Source organism: Ramlibacter sp., from assembly GCF_036383835.1.
GTDB lineage: Bacteria > Pseudomonadota > Gammaproteobacteria > Burkholderiales > Burkholderiaceae_C > Ramlibacter.
In genome coordinates this window covers 1-18,945 of record NZ_DASVNN010000040.1, presented here as the reverse complement: position 1 = coordinate 18,945, position 18,945 = coordinate 1, and the positions used below count along the sequence as shown (strand labels likewise).

20 protein-coding genes are annotated in these 18,945 nt (G+C 68.5%); 15 read left to right on the top strand and 5 right to left on the bottom strand.

The annotated features are described in order from the left end of the window. Position 1 precedes the first annotated feature (1 nt). Positions 2-1,378 carry a metalloprotease PmbA gene (gene pmbA / locus VF522_RS06880; RefSeq protein WP_330907490.1) on the bottom strand — a complete coding sequence of 459 codons (1,377 nt, stop codon included), beginning with the start codon at positions 1,376-1,378 and terminating at the stop codon, positions 2-4. Between the two features lie 61 nt (positions 1,379-1,439). On the opposite strand from pmbA, the gene yjgA reads away from it, so the two are divergent. Next, positions 1,440-2,060, top strand: a complete 621-nt coding sequence (gene yjgA, locus VF522_RS06875) for a ribosome biogenesis factor YjgA (RefSeq protein ID WP_330907504.1) — start codon at positions 1,440-1,442, stop codon at positions 2,058-2,060. Continuing rightward, a complete protein-coding gene (mog, locus tag VF522_RS06870) occupies positions 2,053-2,634 on the top strand; it encodes a molybdopterin adenylyltransferase (RefSeq protein WP_330907489.1) in 582 nt (193 codons plus the stop codon). Before yjgA ends, mog begins: the two co-directional genes overlap by 8 nt. Before the next feature lie 103 nt (positions 2,635-2,737). On the opposite strand, the gene cysE is transcribed toward mog, so the two are convergent. Both cysE and VF522_RS06860 read right to left on the bottom strand, forming a co-directional pair. Continuing rightward, positions 2,738-3,511 (bottom strand): serine O-acetyltransferase, encoded by a 774-nt coding sequence (gene cysE, locus VF522_RS06865; protein WP_330907488.1) that lies wholly within the window; start codon positions 3,509-3,511, stop codon positions 2,738-2,740. Between the two features lie 27 nt (positions 3,512-3,538). Further along, positions 3,539-4,261, bottom strand: coding sequence for an RNA methyltransferase (locus tag VF522_RS06860; RefSeq protein WP_330907487.1), 723 nt, complete (start codon positions 4,259-4,261; stop codon positions 3,539-3,541). Between the two features lie 156 nt (positions 4,262-4,417). On the opposite strand from VF522_RS06860, the gene VF522_RS06855 reads away from it, so the two are divergent. The 7 genes from VF522_RS06855 to VF522_RS06825 all read left to right on the top strand — a co-directional run bounded on the left by VF522_RS06855 (position 4,418) and on the right by VF522_RS06825 (position 12,198). Further along, the gene (locus tag VF522_RS06855; RefSeq protein WP_330907503.1) at positions 4,418-5,332 is read left to right on the top strand and encodes an inositol monophosphatase family protein; all 915 of its coding nucleotides are present in this window, start codon (positions 4,418-4,420) and stop codon (positions 5,330-5,332) included. 7 nt (positions 5,333-5,339) lie between these two features. Further along, on the top strand, positions 5,340-6,392 hold the full coding sequence (locus VF522_RS06850; protein WP_330907486.1) for a mechanosensitive ion channel family protein: 1,053 nt from the start codon (positions 5,340-5,342) through the stop codon (positions 6,390-6,392). Positions 6,393-6,455: 63 nt separating this feature from the next. Beyond that, positions 6,456-6,962 (top strand): hypothetical protein, encoded by a 507-nt coding sequence (locus tag VF522_RS06845; protein ID WP_330907485.1) that lies wholly within the window; start codon positions 6,456-6,458, stop codon positions 6,960-6,962. Positions 6,963-7,032: 70 nt separating this feature from the next. Then, complete coding sequence (gene mutS, locus VF522_RS06840) at positions 7,033-9,630, top strand: DNA mismatch repair protein MutS (RefSeq protein ID WP_330907484.1); 2,598 nt, start codon at positions 7,033-7,035, stop codon at positions 9,628-9,630. Continuing rightward, positions 9,627-10,457, top strand: coding sequence for a proteasome-type protease (locus tag VF522_RS06835; RefSeq protein WP_330907483.1), 831 nt, complete (start codon positions 9,627-9,629; stop codon positions 10,455-10,457). The genes mutS and VF522_RS06835 overlap by 4 nt, the downstream gene beginning before the upstream one ends. A 40-nt stretch (positions 10,458-10,497) precedes the next feature. Further along, positions 10,498-11,301, top strand: a complete 804-nt coding sequence (locus VF522_RS06830; protein ID WP_330907482.1) for an alpha/beta hydrolase — start codon at positions 10,498-10,500, stop codon at positions 11,299-11,301. 111 nt (positions 11,302-11,412) lie between these two features. After that, positions 11,413-12,198: an alpha/beta hydrolase gene (locus VF522_RS06825; protein WP_330907481.1), complete on the top strand. Its 786-nt coding sequence runs from the start codon at positions 11,413-11,415 to the stop codon at positions 12,196-12,198. Here VF522_RS06825 and VF522_RS06820 read toward each other — a convergent pair. Next, a complete protein-coding gene (locus VF522_RS06820) occupies positions 12,155-12,982 on the bottom strand; it encodes an undecaprenyl-diphosphate phosphatase (protein ID WP_330907480.1) in 828 nt (275 codons plus the stop codon). The genes VF522_RS06825 and VF522_RS06820 overlap by 44 nt on opposite strands. Before the next feature lie 167 nt (positions 12,983-13,149). On the opposite strand from VF522_RS06820, the gene VF522_RS06815 reads away from it, so the two are divergent. From VF522_RS06815 to VF522_RS06795, 5 genes are all read left to right on the top strand, one after another. Then, positions 13,150-13,299 (top strand): hypothetical protein, encoded by a 150-nt coding sequence (locus VF522_RS06815; RefSeq protein WP_330907479.1) that lies wholly within the window; start codon positions 13,150-13,152, stop codon positions 13,297-13,299. Positions 13,300-13,425: 126 nt separating this feature from the next. After that, a complete protein-coding gene (locus VF522_RS06810; RefSeq protein ID WP_330907478.1) occupies positions 13,426-13,836 on the top strand; it encodes a DUF2306 domain-containing protein in 411 nt (136 codons plus the stop codon). Between the two features lie 31 nt (positions 13,837-13,867). Further along, positions 13,868-14,164, top strand: coding sequence for a 2TM domain-containing protein (locus VF522_RS06805; protein WP_330907477.1), 297 nt, complete (start codon positions 13,868-13,870; stop codon positions 14,162-14,164). Between the two features lie 23 nt (positions 14,165-14,187). Beyond that, positions 14,188-15,240, top strand: coding sequence for a sensor histidine kinase (locus VF522_RS06800; RefSeq protein ID WP_330907476.1), 1,053 nt, complete (start codon positions 14,188-14,190; stop codon positions 15,238-15,240). Then, the gene (locus VF522_RS06795) at positions 15,237-16,031 is read left to right on the top strand and encodes a LytTR family DNA-binding domain-containing protein (RefSeq protein ID WP_330907475.1); all 795 of its coding nucleotides are present in this window, start codon (positions 15,237-15,239) and stop codon (positions 16,029-16,031) included. Before VF522_RS06800 ends, VF522_RS06795 begins: the two co-directional genes overlap by 4 nt. An 843-nt stretch (positions 16,032-16,874) precedes the next feature. Here the strand turns inward: VF522_RS06795 and VF522_RS06790 are convergent. Beyond that, on the bottom strand, positions 16,875-17,216 hold the full coding sequence (locus tag VF522_RS06790; RefSeq protein WP_330907474.1) for a hypothetical protein: 342 nt from the start codon (positions 17,214-17,216) through the stop codon (positions 16,875-16,877). A 221-nt stretch (positions 17,217-17,437) separates the two neighbouring features. On the opposite strand from VF522_RS06790, the gene glnS reads away from it, so the two are divergent. Then, positions 17,438-18,945: glutamine--tRNA ligase (glnS, locus tag VF522_RS06785; RefSeq protein ID WP_330907473.1), on the top strand; the 1,508-nt coding region annotated here is incomplete at its 3' end.

The following is an 18,945-nucleotide window of genomic DNA, read 5'->3' as shown; positions in this document are numbered from 1 at the left end:
ATTACGAACCGGCCAGCTTCATGCGGTTGACCAGGATCGACCCCACCGTCTTCGCGCCGTAGTTGTAGGTATCCGCGCCGACCGCCTCGATCCCCATGAGCATGTCGCGCAGGTTCCCCGCGATGGTGATCTCCTGCACCGGGAAGGCGATCTCGCCGTTTTCCACCCAGAAGCCGCTCGCGCCGCGCGAGTAGTCGCCGGTCACGTAGTTCACGCCCTGCCCCATCAGCTCGATCACGAACAGGCCGGTGCCCAGCTTCTTCAGCATGTGCACCAGGTCGTCGCCGGGCTGCGTCAGGCGCGAGGTGAGCGTCAGGTTGTGCGAGCCGCCGGCGTTGCCGGTCGTGCGCATCCCCAACTTGCGCGCCGAATAGCTGCTCAGGAAATAGCCTTCCACCCGGCCCGCGTCGACCACCTTGCGTGCGCGCGTGCGCACGCCTTCCTCGTCGAAGGCCGCGCTGCCCTTGCCGCGCCGCACGAACGGATCCTCGCTGATGGCGATGTGGTCCGGGAAGACCTGCTTGCCCAGCGAGTCGAGCAGGAAGCTGCTCTTGCGGTACAGCGATCCGCCGCTGGTGGCCTGCACGTAGCCGCCCAGCAGGCCGGCCGCCAGGGGCGACTCGAACAGCACCGGGCACTCGCGCGTGCTGATCTTGCGCGACTTCAGGCGCGCGAGCGCGCGCTCGGCGGCATAGCGGCCCACCGCCTCCGGCGAGGCCAGCTCGGAGGCCGACCGCATCGACGTGTACCAGGCGTCGCGCTGCATCGCGTCGCCCCGGCCGGCGATCGGCGCGACCGAGACCGAATGGCGCGAACTGGCATAGCCGCCCCGGAAACCGTGCGAGTGGGCGCTGAAGAAGTGGCTTTGCTGCGCCGAGACGCCGGCACCTTCGCTGTTGGTGATGCGGCGATCGGTGTCGAAGGCGGCGCGCTCGCAGCGCAGCGCGATCTCGGCGGCCTGCTCGCTGGTGACGTCCCAGGGATGGAACAGGTCGAGGTCCCGCTGCTCGTCCAGCGGCGCGACCTCCTCTTGCTCCGGCAGGCCGGCCACGGGGTCCTGTGCCGTGAAACGGGCGATGTCGTAGGCCGCCTGCACGGTGCGCTCGATGGCCGGGCGGGAGAAATCCGAGGTGCTCGCGTTGCCGCGCTGGTTGCCCATGTAGACGGTGATGCCCAGCGACTTGTCGCGGTTGCGCTCCACCGTCTCCAGCTCGCCCTTGCGTACCGACACGCTCAGACCGCAGCCTTCCGACGCCTCGGCGCCCGCGTCGGTCGAGCCCAGCCGCCGGGCGTGGCCCAGCGCGAAATCCACCAGTTCTTCGAAATCGGCGCGGGTGTAGCTGAAGCCGGATCCGTCTTGCGCGGGGGTTTTGTTCATGGCGGGCTATGATACTTGCGCAATGCAGCACGCGACGGTCGCGCTGCCCTCTCTCTCCCGCATGTCCCGCAAACCCAAAAAAGGCTACTTCGTCCAAGGTCACTTCGTCGCCGAAGGCAGCGAACTCGACCTCCAACTGCGCGCCGAACAGACCGGCGGCGAGCCGAGCAGGACGGAACTCAAGAAGGAAAGCACCGAACTGCAGAAGCTCGGCGAAGCCTTGCTCACGCTGCGCGCCGAGCAGCTGGAGCGGCTCGAGCTTTCCGAAAGCCTCGTCACCGCGCTCGACCAGCTCAAGCGCATCACCAACTTCGAAGGCCGCCGCCGCCAGATGCAGTACGTCGGCAAGCTGATGCGCCATCTCGACGAGGACGTGCTGCAGGCCGTGCGCGCCGCGCTGGAGGAACAACGCGGCGGCTCGGCGCAGCAGACGCTCGCACTGCACGCTGCCGAGAAGTGGCGCGACGACCTGATCGCGAACGACGACACGCTGGACACCTGGCTGCAGCAGCACCCGTCCACCGACGTGCAGCAGCTGCGCGCCCTGATCCGCCAGGCCCGCAAGGACGGCGGCCCGAACCAGGACGAGGTGTCGCGCGGCCTGGCGCCGCGCCGCGGCCGGGCCTTCCGCGAGATCTTCCAGATGGTGCGCGACCACCTGGAGGAGCAGGAACATGGCTGACCACGACGCCGTCACGATCGGCATCGTCTCCATCAGCGACCGCGCCTCCAGCGGCGTCTACGAGGACAAGGGCCTGCCCGCGCTGAAGGAGTGGCTGGGGCGCGCGCTGAAGAATCCGCTGACCTTCCAGGAGCGCCTGATCCCCGACGAGAAGGAGCGCATCAGCGCCACGCTGGTGGAGTTGGTGGACGCCGGCTGCGCGCTGGTGCTGACCACCGGCGGCACCGGCCCGGCGCCGCGCGACGTCACGCCGGAAGCGACGCTGGCGGTGGCCGACAAGGAGATGCCCGGCTTCGGCGAGCAGATGCGGCAGATCAGCCTGCGCTTCGTGCCGACGGCGATCCTCTCGCGGCAGGTGGCGGTGATCCGCGGCAACACGCTGATCATCAACCTGCCGGGACAGCCGAAGGCCATCCAGGAAACGCTGGAAGGCCTGAAGGAAGAAGGCCGGCAGGTGGTGCCGGGGATCTTCGCGGCGGTGCCGTATTGCGTCGACCTGATCGCCGGGCCCTACCTCGAGACGAACGACGAGGTTTGCAAGGGGTTCAGGCCGAAGAGCGCGATACGCAAGTGACCGTCATCCCCGCGCAGGCGGGGATCCAGGGCATCAAACAAAAGCGGCCATTCGGCCGCTTTTTCGTGGAAGCCCTGGGCCCCCGCCTCCGCGGGGGTGACGGCTACTTGCCCACCAACTGCGTCAGCTTTTCCTTCTCGAATTCTTCCGTCGTCTTCGCCTCCGGCGGCACGCAGGGCTCGCCGCGGCGCTGGTCCGACAGCTTCTCGATCGCCTGCCACAGCAGGGCGATCTGGTGCTCCTGGCCCGCGGCGTTGTCGATCAGGCCCTTCATCGCCTGCGACAGCGGGTCGTCGTTCTGGGTGATGCCGTAGGCCGAGAAGCCCATCTTGGCGGCCGCTTCCTCGCGGCGCGTGGTGTCCTCGGCCTGGATGATCCGCGCGGGGATGCCCACCGCCGTGGACCCTTCGGGCACGGGCTTGATCACCACCGCGTTGCTGCCGATCTTCGCGTTGTCGCCCACCGTGAAGCCGCCCAGCACCTTGGCCCCGGCGCTCACGACCACGTTCCTGCCCAGCGTGGGGTGCCGCTTGGTGCCCTTGTACAGCGTCGTGCCTCCCAAGGTGACACCCTGGTAGATCGTGCAGCCGTCCCCGATTTCGGCCGTCTCGCCGATCACGACGCCCATGCCGTGGTCGATGAACACGCTGTCGCCGATCACCGCGCCGGGATGGATCTCGATGCCGGTCAGCCAGCGGGAGAACTGGGAGATGAAGCGGGCCAGCCAGCGCAGGTTGCGCGTCCACAGGCCGTGCGAGAGGCGATGGAACAGGATCGCATGCAGCCCCGGATAACACGTGAGCACCTCCCACTTGCTGCGCGCGGCAGGATCGCGGTCGAGGATGCACTGGATGTCGGAACGCAGTCGGCTGAACATGGCTTCTGAGCTTATGTCGGGCACAGTCTAAGGCTTCGCCCGCCGAGCCGCTTCCACCATGGCCTTGGCGACACCTCGGAGGATGTGGATTTCCTCGGGGGTCGGTTGCGCCCGGTTGAACAACTGGTTCAACCGGGGCATCAGCTTCTTGGGGGCGGCCGGGTCCAGGAAGCCGATCTCCACCAGGGCCTGTTCCCAGTGCTGCAGCATGCCCGCCACGGAGGCGGCATCGGCAGCCTGCGGCGCCACCGGCGAGGGCAGCTCGTAGCCGCCCAGGGCCATGCGCCACTCGTAGGCGATCACCTGGAGCGCCGAGGCGAGGTTCAGGGAGCCGTAGTCCGGCGAGACCGGGATGCGCAGCGCCATGTGGCAGCGGTAGACGTCCTCGTTGCGCATGCCGTAACGCTCGGAGCCGAAGAGGAAGGCGACGCCGTGCCCCTGCTGCGCGACCGCGCCCAGGTGCTCGCGCGGCGTGGAGGTCGGCGGCCCGAAGTCGCGCGGCGTCATCACCGTGGCGCACACGTGGGTCATGCCTTCCAGCGCCTCGTCCAGCGTCTCCACCGCACGGGCCTTCTGCAGCACGTCGACGGCGCCGCTGGCCCGCTCGATGGTCTCCTCGCGTTCCAGCACGTCGTCCCAGCGGGGTTTCACCAGCACCAGGTCGTCGAAGCCCATCACCTTGAGGGCGCGGGCGGCCGCGCCGACGTTGCCGGCGTGGCTGGGTTGGATCAGGACGAAGCGGGTGCGCATCGCCGTATTGTCCGGTAGGTGGTTGGACGTAGGACGGGCAACCTCAAGCCCCTTCGGCACGCGCCTGACACCCGACCGGTAAAATCGCGGCTAACTTGTGCATTCCGCATCGTCGGCGTGCGTCCCGTCCCTTCGTGGACGAAGCTCTTGAACAACATGTCGTCCAACCAGCACCCCATGCTCAACATGGCCGTCAAGGCCGCTCGCGCCGCCGGCGCGATCATCAACCGGGCCGCCCTCGACGTCGAGGCCGTCCGCATCTCGCAGAAGCAGACCAACGACTTCGTCACCGAGATCGACCACGCCGCCGAAGCCGCGGTCATCGAGACCCTGCTGGGCGCCTACCCGGACCACGGCATCTGGGCCGAGGAATCGGGCCGCGAGCACGGCAGGGCGGGCTCCGATCACGTCTGGCTGATCGACCCCCTGGACGGCACCACCAACTTCATCCACGGCTTCCCGGTCTACTGCGTCAGCATCGCGCTGCTGGTGCGGGGCCGCGTCGAGCAGGCCGTGGTCTACGACCCGACCCGCAACGACCTCTTCACCGCCACCCGGGGCCGCGGCGCCTACCTCAACGACCGCCGCATCCGCGTGAGCAAGCGCATCCAGCTGAAGGAGTCGCTGATCTCCACCGGCTTCCCCTTCCGCCCGGGCGACAACTTCAACGTCTACCTGCGCATGATGGCCGACGTCATGAAGCGCACCGCCGGCCTGCGCCGCCCCGGCGCCGCCGCGCTGGACCTCGCCTACGTCGCCGCCGGCTTCACCGAAGGCTTCTTCGAGACCGGCCTGTCGCCGTGGGACGTCGCCGCCGGTTCGCTGCTGGTGACGGAAGCCGGCGGCCTGATCGGCAACTTCACCGGCGAAGCCGACTTCCTCGAGCAGCGCGAATGCGTCGCCGGCAACCCGAAGATCTACGGCCAGCTGGTGAAGATCCTGGGCAAGTACAGCAAGTTCGCCAGCGCCGGCGAGAAGGCCGACCTGCGCCAGAGCACCCCCGTCCTGGTGGAACCCACCCTGGAACCCGGCACGCAGGCGGACGACCCGCCGCCCGAAGAAGCGCACTGACGCCCGCATGCTGCAGCACCTCGAGCAGGATCCGACCTGGATGCTGACCCTGGTGACCGCGCTGGTCGCGGCGCTCGGGGCTGTCGCGGTGCACGTCGCGGGGCGCGCGGTGCTGCGGCGCATGACGCGCCACTCGATCGTCCTCACCGCCATGCTGCGCGACACCGAGCGGGCCGGCGCCCTGCTGCTGCCGCTGCTCGCCATGCAGGTGGTCTGGGGCGCGGCGCCGGACGACATGGCCTACATCCGCGTCGTGCGGCACGTGAACGGCCTGCTGCTGCTCGCGGCGGCCACCTGGTTCGCCATCCGGGCGATCTCCGGCCTCGCCGAAGGCGTGATCTCGCGCCATCCGATCTACATCGAGGACAACCTGCAGGCGCGGCGCATCGCCACGCAGACGCGGGTGCTGGCGCGCAGCGGAATGGTGGTGATCCTGATCGCCGGCATCGCGATGGCGCTCATGACCTTCCCCGGCGCGCGGCAGCTCGGCGCGAGCCTGCTGGCGTCGGCGGGCGTGCTGGGCATCATCGGCGGCCTCGCGGCCAAGCCGGTGTTCAGCAACCTGATCGCCGGCCTGCAACTGGCGCTGGCGCAGCCGATCCGCCTCGACGACGTGCTGATCGTCAACGGCGAGTGGGGCAAGGTGGAGGAAATCACCGGCACCTACGTGGTGCTGAAGATCTGGGACGAGCGGCGGCTGATCGTGCCGCTCACGTGGTTCATCGAGAACCCGTTCCAGAACTGGACGCGCACCGGCTCCGAGATCATCGGCACGCTGTTCATGTACGTGGACTACCTCTGCCCGGTCGAGCCGATCCGCGCCGAGGCGCAGCGGCTGGCGGAGGCGGCGGCGGAATGGGACCGCCGCGTGTTCAACCTGCAGGTGACCGACGTCACCGACCGCGCCGTCCAGCTGCGCGTGATCGTGTCCTCGCGCGACGCCGGCCGGAACTTCGACCTGCGCTGCAAGCTGCGGGAAGGCCTGCTCGCCTTCCTGGCGCGCGAGTATCCGCAGAACCTGCCGCAGTTCCGCATTCCGGCGCTGCCCGCCCCGCCCTGATCCGGGGCGCCCGCCGGTCCCGGAGGCCCCCCGGCAACCGCGGGCTGTGCGAGGATCCCGGCCATGCGAGGCATGCTCATCGCCTTCCGGGTCGCGCACGCGCTGATGGCGGTGCTGTTCGCCGTGGCCGCCCTGGTGCTGATGGCGATCGCCGCCTCGCTCGGCTGGTCGTCCCTGGACCATGGCCTCGACAAGCGCTCCGGCCAGGAAATGATCGAGGCGGTGGGTATCCTCACCGCGGCGGTCGTGGCCCTGCAGATCTCGCAGACCCTCGCCGAAGAGGAGGTCGTGCGCAGCGTGCAGGTCAGCGCGCCGACGCGGGTGCGCCGCTATCTTTCCCGCTTCATCGTCGTGGTGGTCGTGGCCCTGTCGATCGAAGGCCTGGTGGCCACCTTCAAGGCGGTGAACCAGGACATCTCGCACCTGACCCATGCGGCGGCCGTGCTGCTGGCCACCGCCGCCCTGCTGACCGCCTGGGGCATCTTCGTGCGCCTGAACCGGGCCGCCGAGGAACTGGAGCCCGAAGCGATGCGGGAGGCGCAACGCGAGGACGACAAATTCCAGAGGTGAAGGCCGGCGTCCCATCGCTGCGCGGGGCCCCGGAGGGCGCCGCCTCCGGCACCCGGATAATCGCGCCTGCATGTCGCAGAATCCCGCCCTCCCCGACCTGAGCAAACACACCCCCATGATGGCCCAGTACCTGGGCATCAAGGCGGAGTACCCCGGCACGCTCGTGTTCTACCGCATGGGCGACTTCTACGAGCTGTTCTACGACGACGCCGAGAAGGCCGCGCGGCTGCTCGAGATCACGCTGACCCGCCGCGGCATGTCGGCCGGCGAACCGGTGGTGATGGCCGGCGTGCCCTTCCACTCCGTCGACGGCTACCTGGCGCGCCTGATCAAGTGCGGCGAATCGGTCGCGATCTGCGAGCAGGTCGGCGAAGTCGGCGCCGGCAAGGGCCCGGTGGAGCGCAAGGTGGTCCGGGTGGTCACGCCCGGCACGCTGACCGACAGCGAGCTCCTGAACGACAAGTCCGAGGCCGTGCTGCTGGCCCTGCACCAGGGCAGCAAGCACAAGGTGGGCCTCGCCTGGCTGGCGGTGACGCAGGGCTCCCTGCAACTGGCCGAATGCGACGCCGACGACCTGCAGGAATGGATCGCGCGCGTGGCGCCCAGCGAGATCCTGCACAGCACCGACGTCACGCCGCTGTTCGCGCAGCGGCTGCAGGCCTTCCGCGCCGTACCGATCACCCAGCGCCCGGCCTTCCAGTTCGACGGCGGCCTCGGCCAGCGCAAGCTGCTGGAGCAGCTGAAGGCGGCATCGCTGTCCGCCTGGGGCGCCGAGGAAGTCGCGCACGCGCACGCGGCCGCCGCGGCGCTGCTCGCCTATGCCGAACACACGCAGGGCCGTGCGCTGTCGCACGTGCAGAGCCTGCAGGTGGTGCGCGACGGCGAACGCATCGAACTGCCGCCGGCCACCCGGCGCAACCTGGAACTGGTGCAGACGCTGCGCGGCGAGGACAGCCCCACGGTGTTCTCGCTGCTGGACACCTGCATGACCGGCATGGGCAGCCGCCTGCTCAAGTCCTGGCTGCTGGAGCCGCTGCGCGACCGCGCCGTGGCCACGCAGCGGCTGGATGCGATCACCGGCCTGCGCGAGAACCTCTGGCAGAAGCTGCGCGCCGAGCTGAAGGGCGTGAGCGACGTCGAGCGCATCACGGCGCGCATCGCGCTGCGCCAGGTGCGTCCGCGCGAGCTGGTGGGCCTGCAACTGGCACTGGCGAAATCCAGGCAGCTCGCGGCGATGCTGCAGGGCCTGCCCGGCCTGCTGTCCAACGCCGCGCACGACCTGCAGCCGCCCACCGGCTGCGCCGAGCGCCTCGCCTCCACCCTGAAGGACGATCCCGCGGCGCTGGTGCGCGACGGCGGCGTGATCGCCACCGGCCACGATGCCGATCTCGACGAGCTGCGCGCGATCCAGGACAACTGCGACGGTTTCCTGCTGGAGCTGGAAACCCGCGAGCGGGTCCGCAGCGGCATCGCCAACCTGCGCGTTCAGTACAACAAGGTGCACGGCTTCTACATCGAGGTCACGCAGGGCCAGCTGGACAAGGTGCCGGAAGACTACCGCCGGCGCCAGACGCTCAAGAACGCCGAGCGCTTCATCACGCCGGAACTCAAGACCTTCGAGGACAAGGCGCTGTCGGCGCAGGAGCGGGCGCTGGCGCGCGAGAAGTGGCTGTTCGAACAGCTGCTCGATGCGCTGCAGGACCACGTCCCCGCGCTTACCCGCCTGGCGCGCGCTCTGGCCACGCTGGATGCGCTGTGCGCCCTGGCCGAACGCTCACTGACGCTCAACTGGTGCTGTCCCGCGTTCACCAGGGAACCCGGCATCGAGATCGCGCAGGGCCGCCACCCCGTGGTGGAGGCGCGGCTGGCGGAAACGACCGGCGGCCAGTTCATCCCGAACGACACGCGCCTCGGCCCCAAGCAGCGCATGCAGGTGATCACCGGCCCCAACATGGGCGGCAAGTCGACCTACATGCGGCAGGTGGCGCTGATCAGCCTGCTGGCGGCGATGGGTTCCTATGTTCCGGCGCAGGCCTGCCGCCTCGGCCCCATGGATGCGATCCACACGCGCATCGGCGCGGCCGACGACCTCGCGAACGCGCAATCCACCTTCATGCTGGAGATGACCGAAGGCGCGCAGATCCTGCACGGCGCCACCGCGCAGAGCCTGGTGCTGATGGACGAGATCGGCCGCGGCACCTCCACCTTCGACGGCCTGGCGCTGGCGTCCGGCATCGCCGCGCACCTGCACGACAGGACGCAGGCCTTCACGCTGTTCGCCACGCACTACTTCGAGCTGACCGAGTTTCCGGCGAAGCACCACTGCGCGGTCAACGTGCACGTGGGCGCCACCGAGTCCGGCACCGACATCGTGTTCCTGCACGAGATCCAGCCGGGGCCGGCCAGCCGCAGCTACGGCATCCAGGTGGCCAGGCTGGCGGGCATGCCCACCGGCGTGGTGAACCATGCGCGGCACGCCCTGGCCGCGCTGGAGAAGCACCAGGAAGAAAGCCGCGAGCAGGTAGACTTGTTCGCACCGCCCCCGGCCGCCGAGGCAGCCGCCCCGACGAAGCTGGAGGCCGCGCTGGCCGCGCTCGATCCCGATGCGCTGGCGCCGCGCGACGCCCTCGACGCCTTGTACACGCTGAAAAAACTCATACAACCATGACTTACTGCGTCGGCATCAAGCTCAATGCGGGCCTGGTGTTCCTGTCCGACTCGCGCACCAACGCGGGCGTGGACAACATCAGCACCTTCCGCAAGATGATCATCTACGAGCGTCCCGGCGACCGCTTCATGGTGCTGCTGTCGGCCGGCAACCTGAGCATCTCGCAGTCGGTGCGCGAGATCCTGCAGGTGGAGCAGCTCAAGGAATCGCCCGAGGCCGAGCCGCTGACGATCTGGAACGCGCCGAGCATGTTCGACGCCTGCCGCGTGCTGGGCCAGGCGGTGCGGCACGTCTACGACCGCGACGCGGAGTCGCTGCAGCACGCCGGCGTGGAGTTCAACGTCAACCTGATCTTCGGCGGCCAGATCCGCGGCGAAGGCATGCGCCTGTTCCAGGTGTATTCCGCCGGCAACTTCATCGAGGCCACCTCCGAGACGCCCTATTTCCAGGTCGGCGAATACAAGTACGGCAAGCCGGTGCTCGATCGCGTGCTGGTCCCCGAGACCGACCTCGACGAGGCGGCCAAGTGCGCGCTGGTGTCGATGGATTCGACGATGAAGTCGAACCTGTCCGTGGGCCCGCCGCTCGACCTCGTGGTGTACGAGGCGAACCGCTTCGAGACCGACAAGATCGTGTGCATCGACATGCAGAACCCGTACTTCCGCATGCTGCACTCCGGCTGGGGCCAGAAGCTGCGCGAGGTGTTCGACAGCCTGGACGACCCGGTGTGGGACGAGACGCATACGGACATCCCCTTGCGCACGCAGGCGAGCGGGCGGGCCAAGCCGCTGAAGAAGATCACGCGGCCGGAAGAGAAACTGATCTGAATTCCGTCATCCCCGCCTGCGCGGGGATGACGCATATTCCATGTCCCTGATCGTCTTCTCCCACGCCAACAGCTTCCCCGCCTCCACCTACGGCGTCCTCTTCAAGCACCTGCGTTCGCGCGGCTTCCTGGTGAAGGCGCCCGACCGCTTCGGCCACGACGAGGCCTATCCCGTCAGCAACAACTGGCCGGGCCTCGTGCAGCAGCTGCACGACTTCGCCGCGCGCGAGGTGGACAAGGCCGGCGAGCCCGCCTTCCTGGTGGGCCATTCGCTGGGCGGCTTCCTCAGCGCGATGACGGCCGCGCGCCATCCGCAGCTCGCGCGGGGCGTGCTGCTGCTGGACTCGCCTTTGCTGGGCGGCTGGAAAGCGCATGCGCTGCGCGCCGCCAAGCGCACCCAGCTGGTCGGCTCGATCTCGCCCGGCGCCGTGAGCCGCAAGCGCAAGAACCGCTGGCCCACGCGCGAGGCGGCGCTGGAGCACTTCCGTCACAAGAAAGCCTTCGCGCGCTGGGACGCGCAGGTGCTGGCCGACTACATCACGCACGGCACGCACGACGAGGACGGCCAGCGCGTGCTGAGCTTCGATCGCGACATCGAAACCGCGATCTACAACACGCTGCCGGACAACATGGATGCGCTGTTCAAGAAGCATCCCCTGCGTTGCCCGATCGCCTTCATCGGCGCGCTGCAGTCCGAGGAGGTGAAGCAGGTGGGCCTGGCCATGACCACCCGCATCACCCAGGGCCGCCTCAGCATGATGGACGGCAGCCACCTCTTTCCGATGGAAAAGCCCGAGGCGACCGCCGCCGCGATCGAGGCCGCGTTGCTGGCGCTTCCGGCGTGATGCTGGTTTTCGCGTAAGCGACCCGCCTACAACCCTTTCACACGGCCCACCTACACCCACTGCGCCCCCGGGACCACAGGCCGGGACCATCGCGTTGCGCAAAGTGGGAGGATGCCTACGCCTCCCGCCCTGGTCTTCCAGGCTCCCTCCCTCGCGCTGCTGGCCACCGAGCCGCTGCGCGCCCTCCTCGACTTCTGCGCCGCGAAGGCCGGCTCGCTGCACCGCGTCGAAGGCGACGGCCATCCCGTGATCGTCTATCCCGGCCTGGGCGCCGGTGCGCTGACCACCTCCCAGCTGCGCGCCCACCTGAAAAGCTGCGACTTCGAAGTCTTCGACTGGGACCTGGGCGTCAACACCGGTCCGGACGGCCCGTTCGACGACTGGCTCGTGTCGCTGGTGGAGCGCGTCCGCTCCACGTTCTCGCGGAACGGCCGCAAGGTGAGCCTCATCGGCTGGAGCCTGGGCGGGATCTACGCCCGCGAGATCGCCAAGCTGTGCCCCGGCAGCGTGCGGCAGGTGATCACGCTCGGCACGCCGCACAACGCGATGGGCGGCGCCAACCACGCCGGCACGATCTACAAGCTGCTGGGGGGCGACACCTCGCAGCTCACGCCCGAATTGCTGGCGCGCCTGGGCGAAGCCCCGCCGGTGCCGATCACCTCGATCTACAGCAAGAGCGACGGCGTGGTGTGCTGGCGCGGCTGCCTGGAGCAGCGGGGCCGGTACGCCGAGAACGTCGCGGTGCACGCCAGCCACCTGGGCATGCCCACGCACCCGGAAGTGCTGCGCATCGTCGCCGACCGGCTGGCGCAGCCGGAGGACGGCTGGCGGGCCTACCGCCGCCGCGGCGCGCTCAAGGCGCGTCGGACCACTGCACCCAGCCCGTCCACGACGTGACGAGCACGATGATCCCGAACGCGATGCGGTACCACGCGAACGGGATGAAGGTGTGGCTGGAGATGTAGCGCAGCAGCCAGCGCACGCACAGCCAGGCGCTCACGAACGAGAACAGCAGCCCCACCGCGAACATCGGCAGGTCGTCGGCCGCGAGCGCCGCGCGCTCCTTGTACAGGCTGTAGACGCCGGCGCCGATCAGCGTCGGGATCGCGAGGTAGAACGAGAAATCGGTGGCGGCCTTGCGTGACAGCCCCAGGAACAGGCCGCCGATGATGGTGGCGCCGCTGCGGCTGGTGCCCGGGATCAGCGCCAGGCACTGCACCAGCCCGAGCTTCAATGCATCGGTCCAGCGCATCTCCTCCACTTCCTGGATGCGCACCACGTGCTTGCGCTTCTCGGCCCACAGGATGATGAAGCCGCCCACGATGAAGGCCATCGCCACCACGCCGGGCGTGAACAAGTGCATCTTGATCGCCTTGCCGAACGCCAGGCCCAGCACCACGGCCGGGATGAAGGCCACCAGCACGTTCAGGGCGAAGCGCTGGGCTTCCCGTTCGCTGGGCAGCGCGACCACGGTGTCGCGGATCTTCTGCCAGTAGACGAGGATCACGGCCAGGATCGCGCCGGTCTGGATCGCGATCTCGAACACCTTGTCGCGCTCGCCGTGCAGGCCCAGCAAGTCTCCGGCAAGGATCAGGTGACCCGTGCTGGAGATGGGCAGGAACTCCGTGAGTCCCTCGACGATGCCCATGATCGCAGCCTTGACCAGCAACACGACGTCCACATGCGCTCCCCGAACAAAAGCGCGGATTATCGCTGGGCCAGGCCGCCCGGAGCCTGACTGGATGGCTCAGCCATTGAGTCGTCCGACAAGGGATGTAGCCATCCTCCGGACAGCGCTGGGCGCGGAACCTACAGCACACGGGCGGGGCGAACCCCACCATGGGCTCCATGAAAATCCTTGACCTGCTCCATGTGGTGGTTGCCCAGGCCTTCTATCGCTGGGCAATGAAAGAGATCAACCCGATGCACCCGGACGTGCCCAAGATCATGCTGCGCCAGCACCAGCTGGCCGAGAAGTATCGCCGCGTCTGGGGCTGACGCCAGCCGGCGCCGCCCGCTCCTTTTCCGCCGCATCTCGCGGCGCGTATTCCGCGTTCCGTCGCAGCCCCGTGGCCGCGGCGGCGCGCGCCAAGCACAGTGCCTCCATCGCGCACCGGAGGCACCATGCAACTCACCCCCCTCATCGCCATCCACATGACCGCGGCCCTCGGCGCCGTGGCCACCGGGCCGATCGCGCTCTGGGCCCGTCGCGCCCGCCGGCAGCATCCGCGCCTGCACCGCGCCTTCGGCTACGCCTGGGTGACCCTCATGGTCGTCACGGCGGTCTCGGCCCTCTTCCTCCGTGACTTCAGCCTGCCCAACCTGGCCGGCTACACGCCGATCCACATCCTCGTGCCGGTGACGCTGGCGAGCCTGGGGGTCGCCTTCTGGCGGCTCGCCCGCCGCGACATCGCCGGCCACCGCACGGTGATGCAGCAGCTCTATTTCTGGGCCTGCATCGTCGCCGGCTCCTTCACCCTGCTGCCGCAGCGCTACCTGGGCCAGATGGTCTGGGGCGGCCTCGGCATCGCCTGATCCCCCTCCACTTCACCCAAGGAGAAACGCCATGGAAGCGACCCTGACCCTGTCCGACCGCGAGATCGAACGCCTCGCCCGCAAGCGCGCCGGCATGCGCATGGGATGGATCATCCACTCCGGCGTGTTCGTCGCCGTGAATGCCCTGCTCGCCTTCATCGCGATCATGACCGGGCGCAACTGGGCGATCTTCCCCTTCCTGGGCTGGGGCCTGGGCCTCGCGATCCACGGCGCCATCGTGCTGGCGGCGCTTCCGGGAAGCGGCCTCATGGACCACCTGGTCGCCGAGGAGCGCCGCCGCCTGGGGAGCCGCCGGGATCCCTGGTGAGCTCTTCTAGAATCGCCCGACACATGCCGAACATGCCGGTGAGGATCGATTGGCCCTCCAAGCTGCAGCACCTGCTGCAGACGGCACTGTTCTGCATCGCGATCGCGGGCGTGCAGATCGCCTTCACGCCGCAGCGGCCCTACGGTCCACCGGTGGTCTATTCGCTGCTGATCGGCGTGACGATCTGGGCGGTGATCGACCTGGGCCGGCACCTGATCCCCTCCTCGCGCGAGACGGGCTGGCCGCCCGGCCTGTCCGGCGCCGCGCTGGTAGCCGCCGGCATCGTGCTGGGTTACTTCGTCGGCAACAAGATCGGCGACGCCATCTGCAAGACCTTCGGCCTCTTCCCGGGCGGCGTGATGGTCCACAGCGAGGCCGACCTGCGCAGCGGCGTGCTCATCACGCTGCTGGCCGGCGTGGCGGGCAGCTACTGGTTCTACAGCCGCAACAAGAGCGGCTACCTGCTGGAGCGCATGCGCGAGGCCGAGCGCCATGCCACCGAAGCACGGCTGAAGCTGCTGGAGTCGCAGCTCGAGCCGCACATGATGTTCAACACGCTCGCCAACCTGCGGGCGCTGATCGCGGTGGACCCCGGCCAGGCGCAGGTGATGCTCGATCACATGATCGCGTACCTGCGGGCCACGCTGGATGCCTCGCGCTCCACCACGCATCCGCTGCAGGTGGAATTCAACCGGCTGCGCGACTACCTGGAACTGATGGCGATCCGCATGGGGCCGCGCCTGTCGTACACGCTGGCCCTGCCCGAAGACCTCGCCGAGGCGCCGGTGCCCACGCTGCTGCTGCAGCCGCTGGTGGAGAACAGCATCCAGCACGGGCTGGAGCCGAAGGTGGCCGGCGGGCGCATCGCCGTGAGCGCCCGCCGCGACGGCGATCGCATCGTGCTGGAAGTCGACGACACCGGCGTGGGCAGCGAGAGCGGAGGCGCCGGCGGCCCCGGCTTCGGCCTGGAGCAGGTGCGGCAGCGGCTCGCCTCCCTCTACGGCGAGCGCGGCCGCCTCGATTTCGACGCCTCGCGCGAGGGCGCCCACGCCCGCATCGTGCTGCCCCTCGCATGAACCCCTCCGCCCTCATCGCCGAAGACGAACCGCTGCTGGCCGCGGCCCTGCGCGCGGAACTGGCCCGCGCCTGGCCCGAGCTGCAGGTGGTGGATGTCGTGGGCGACGGCGCCTCCGCGGTGCGCGGCGCGCTGCAGTCGCGCCCCGACGTGCTGTTCTTCGACATCCGCATGCCGGGCCAGGGCGGCATCGAAGCCGCGGTGAGTCTCGCCGACGCGTGGCCCGAGGAAGCGCCCTTCCCCGCACTGGTGTTCGTGACGGCGTACGACCAGTACGCGGTGCAGGCCTTCGACGCGCAGGCCGTCGACTACGTGCTGAAGCCGGTGCAGCCGGAGCGCCTGCGCAAGACCGTGGAGAAGCTGAAGCAGTTGCTGGCGCAGCGCGCCACGCAGGGCGGCTCGCTCGACGCCGCCCTCGGCCAGCTGCGCCAGCTGCTGCAAGGCGTGCCGCCCGTGACGCCACTGCCGCTGCTGCGGGTGATCCAGGCCAGCGTGGGCAGCACGCTGCGCATGGTGCCGGTGGACGACGTGGTCTATTTCGAGGCGGCCGACAAGTACGTGCGCGTGGTGTGCGCGGACGCCGAACTGCTGATTCGCACGCCGCTGAAGGAACTGCTGCCGCAGCTGGATGCGGCCCTGTTCTGGCAGATCCACCGGGGCACCGTGGTGCGCGCCACCGCGATCGACACGGTGCATCGCGACGAAGCCGGCAAGCTGTACGTTGCGATGAAGAAGCGCAGCGAGCGGCTGCCCGTGAGCCGCCTGTACGCACACCTGTTCAAGGCGATGTGAATCGGCATCGCATCCGATGCTCACATTCGCATAGGTACTTTCTGCGGCGCCACGAATCTAGAGTCTTCGTCTGGCACCCCCTGTGGGTATCGTCCTACAGGGTATGACGGGTCCGCCGCTTCTACTACAAGCCATCGAATTGCACGAAAGGCGCGCGAGAACCGACAGGCATCAAGGCGCGTTTCGTCCCGGTCACCCCGACTCCTCTGAGTCCCCTCCTCCTCCGGGGTGAGCTGGTCCGGCCCTCCGTCCCGCGACTGGCATTGTTACCCCCAGGTGAAAGCCTGGGGGTTCTTTTTTGGGCGACGGAAAATCCCCTATGCGCTCCGGAGGACTACGGTTAGGTCGAAAGATCCTGACGACCACCGTTGTGCACCACCGTCACGTCAGGCGTTTACGAGGCCTTACCCTGTAAAGGACTCGAGGAACACCACGACATGAAGGATGGAAAACCCAACAACGCAGGCGAACCGGAAGGCCGGCGCGCGTCGTCGGGGCGACGGGGCGGCGCAAAGCCGCGGCAGCGCGGCTTCGTGGAAAGGGCGACTGCACAAGGGCACAGCGGGTACGGATCGGAAAGCGTCCGGCCGCACCTGCGCGACCAGCTCAGGCTGAAGTCGCTGCTGCCTCAGCCTTACCCGATGCCCGACTCGCCACAGGACTCGCCCAAGGACGACCCGCTCCGCTGAACGCAGCGGCAGCAGCAACGATTTTCACGCGGGACGGCGCGAAAAACCCACCGACCAAGGGGCCCAAAAAAGAAGGCCCCGGCCGGTGGGCCGAGGCCAACAACACTTGGAGATCCGACTTCTTTTTTCTGGCGACGCGAAGCGGCCGGCGTGCCTACCAGCCGTGGCGATGGTGCTTCTTGTGCCAGCCTTTGCGCTTTCCGGGATGCACGTACACGGGCTCGTAGTACACGGGCGCCGGCGCGGCAGCGTAGTAGACGGGCTGCGGCGCGATGACCACAGGACGAGGTGCGATGTAGACCGGAGCGGGCGCCACGTACACCGGCGCGGGGGCGACGTAGACCGGCCGCGCATTGCCGACGCCGAGCGAGATGCCGGGGGCGGCATCGATGCCCACCGACCAGTAGACGTTGTCGCGAGCCTGCGCCGCGGTGGCGGCGCCTGCGAGAGCCACGACGCCGGCAACGGCCAGCGCGTGCGAAAGATTCAGTTTCATGGGGTCCTGCTTGGTACTGCTTGCGGGCATGGCCCGACGTCCTGATTTAAGCGGGGCCCGCAGGGGCGCGCAACGGCGCCGCGGTCACTTCCGTTGCGGGAGGTAACCCCGGAAACCACTCATCCCTCGGAGCCTGCCTCCCGTCATTCCCGCGCAGGCGGGAACCCAGTGCACCCCTCTCCAGGATGCCTTGCAACAAGCCATGACAAAATCGTCGGGATATGGCTTCCCCCTCCTCCCCCGCCGACAAGGAATCGGCCGTCAAACCGAGCAACTTCCTGCGCCAGGTGATCGAACGCGACCTGGAGCAAGGCACGTATGCCGGCCGCCACTGGGGCCACGGGCCCGGCGACGCCGCGCATCACCAGTCCGGCCAGGCCGATCCCGCGAAGATCCGCACGCGCTTCCCGCCCGAGCCGAACGGCTACCTGCACGTGGGCCACGCCAAGAGCATCTGCCTGAACTTCGGCCTGGCCGAGGACTACGCGGGCGTGTGCCACATGCGCTTCGACGACACCAACCCGGAGAAGGAGGAGCAGGAATACGTCGACGGCATCCTCGACGCGGTGAAGTGGCTCGGCTTCTCCTGGAACAAGTACGGCGACAAGAACCTGTACCAGGCCAGCGACTACTTCGACTTCATGTACCGCGCGGCCGAATACCTGGTCGAAGCCGGACTCGCCTACGTCGACGAGCAGTCGCCCGAGGAGATGCGCGTCAACCGCGGCGACTTCGGCAAGCCGGGCGTGGACAGCCCCTACCGCAGCCGCAGCATCGACGAGAACCTGCAGCGCTTCCGCGACATGCGTGACGGCAAGCTCGAAGACGGCAAGGCGGTGCTGCGCGCGAAGATCGACATGGCCAGCCCGAACATCAACATGCGCGACCCGGCCCTGTACCGGATCAAGCATGCGGAGCACCACAACACGGGCAACCAGTGGTCCATCTACCCGATGTACACCTTCGCGCACCCGATCGAGGACGCGCTGGAGAACATCACGCACAGCCTGTGCACCCTGGAATTCGAGGACCAGCGGCCCTTCTACGACTGGCTGCTCGATCGCCTGGCCGAAGGCGGCCTGATCAACCGTCCGCATCCGCGCCAGTACGAGTTCGCGCGGCTGAACCTCACCTACGTGATCACCAGCAAGCGGAAACTGAAGCAGCTGGTGGACCACGGCCACGTGAGCGGCTGGGACGATCCGCGCATGCCGACCATCGTGGGCCTGCGCCGGCGCGGCTACACGCCGGAAGCGATCCAGCTTTTTGCCGAGCGCATCGGCGTGAGCAAGGCCGATTCGTGGATCGACTACAGCATCCTCGAAGGCGCGCTGCGCGACGACCTGGACCCGAAGGCCGCGCGCGCGATGGCGGTGCTGGACCCGGTGAAGATGGTCATCACGAACTGGGACGAGGTGATGGGTGCGGGGCACCTGGAGCCCTGCTCCGCGCCCGTGCATCCGCACGATGCGGATCGCGGCCGGCGCGAGTTCATGTTCGGCCGCGAGCTGTGGGTGGAGCGCACCGATTACGAGGAGACGCCGCCCAAGGGCTTCTTCCGCCTGTTCCCGGGCAACAAGGTGCGGATGAAGTACGGCTACGTCATCGCGTGCACGGGCGCTTCGCGCGATGCCTCGGGCGCCGTGACGGAGATCCAGGCCAGGCTGGTCCCGGACACCAAGAGCGGCACGCCGGGTGCGGACTCAGTGAAGGTGAAGGGCAACATCAC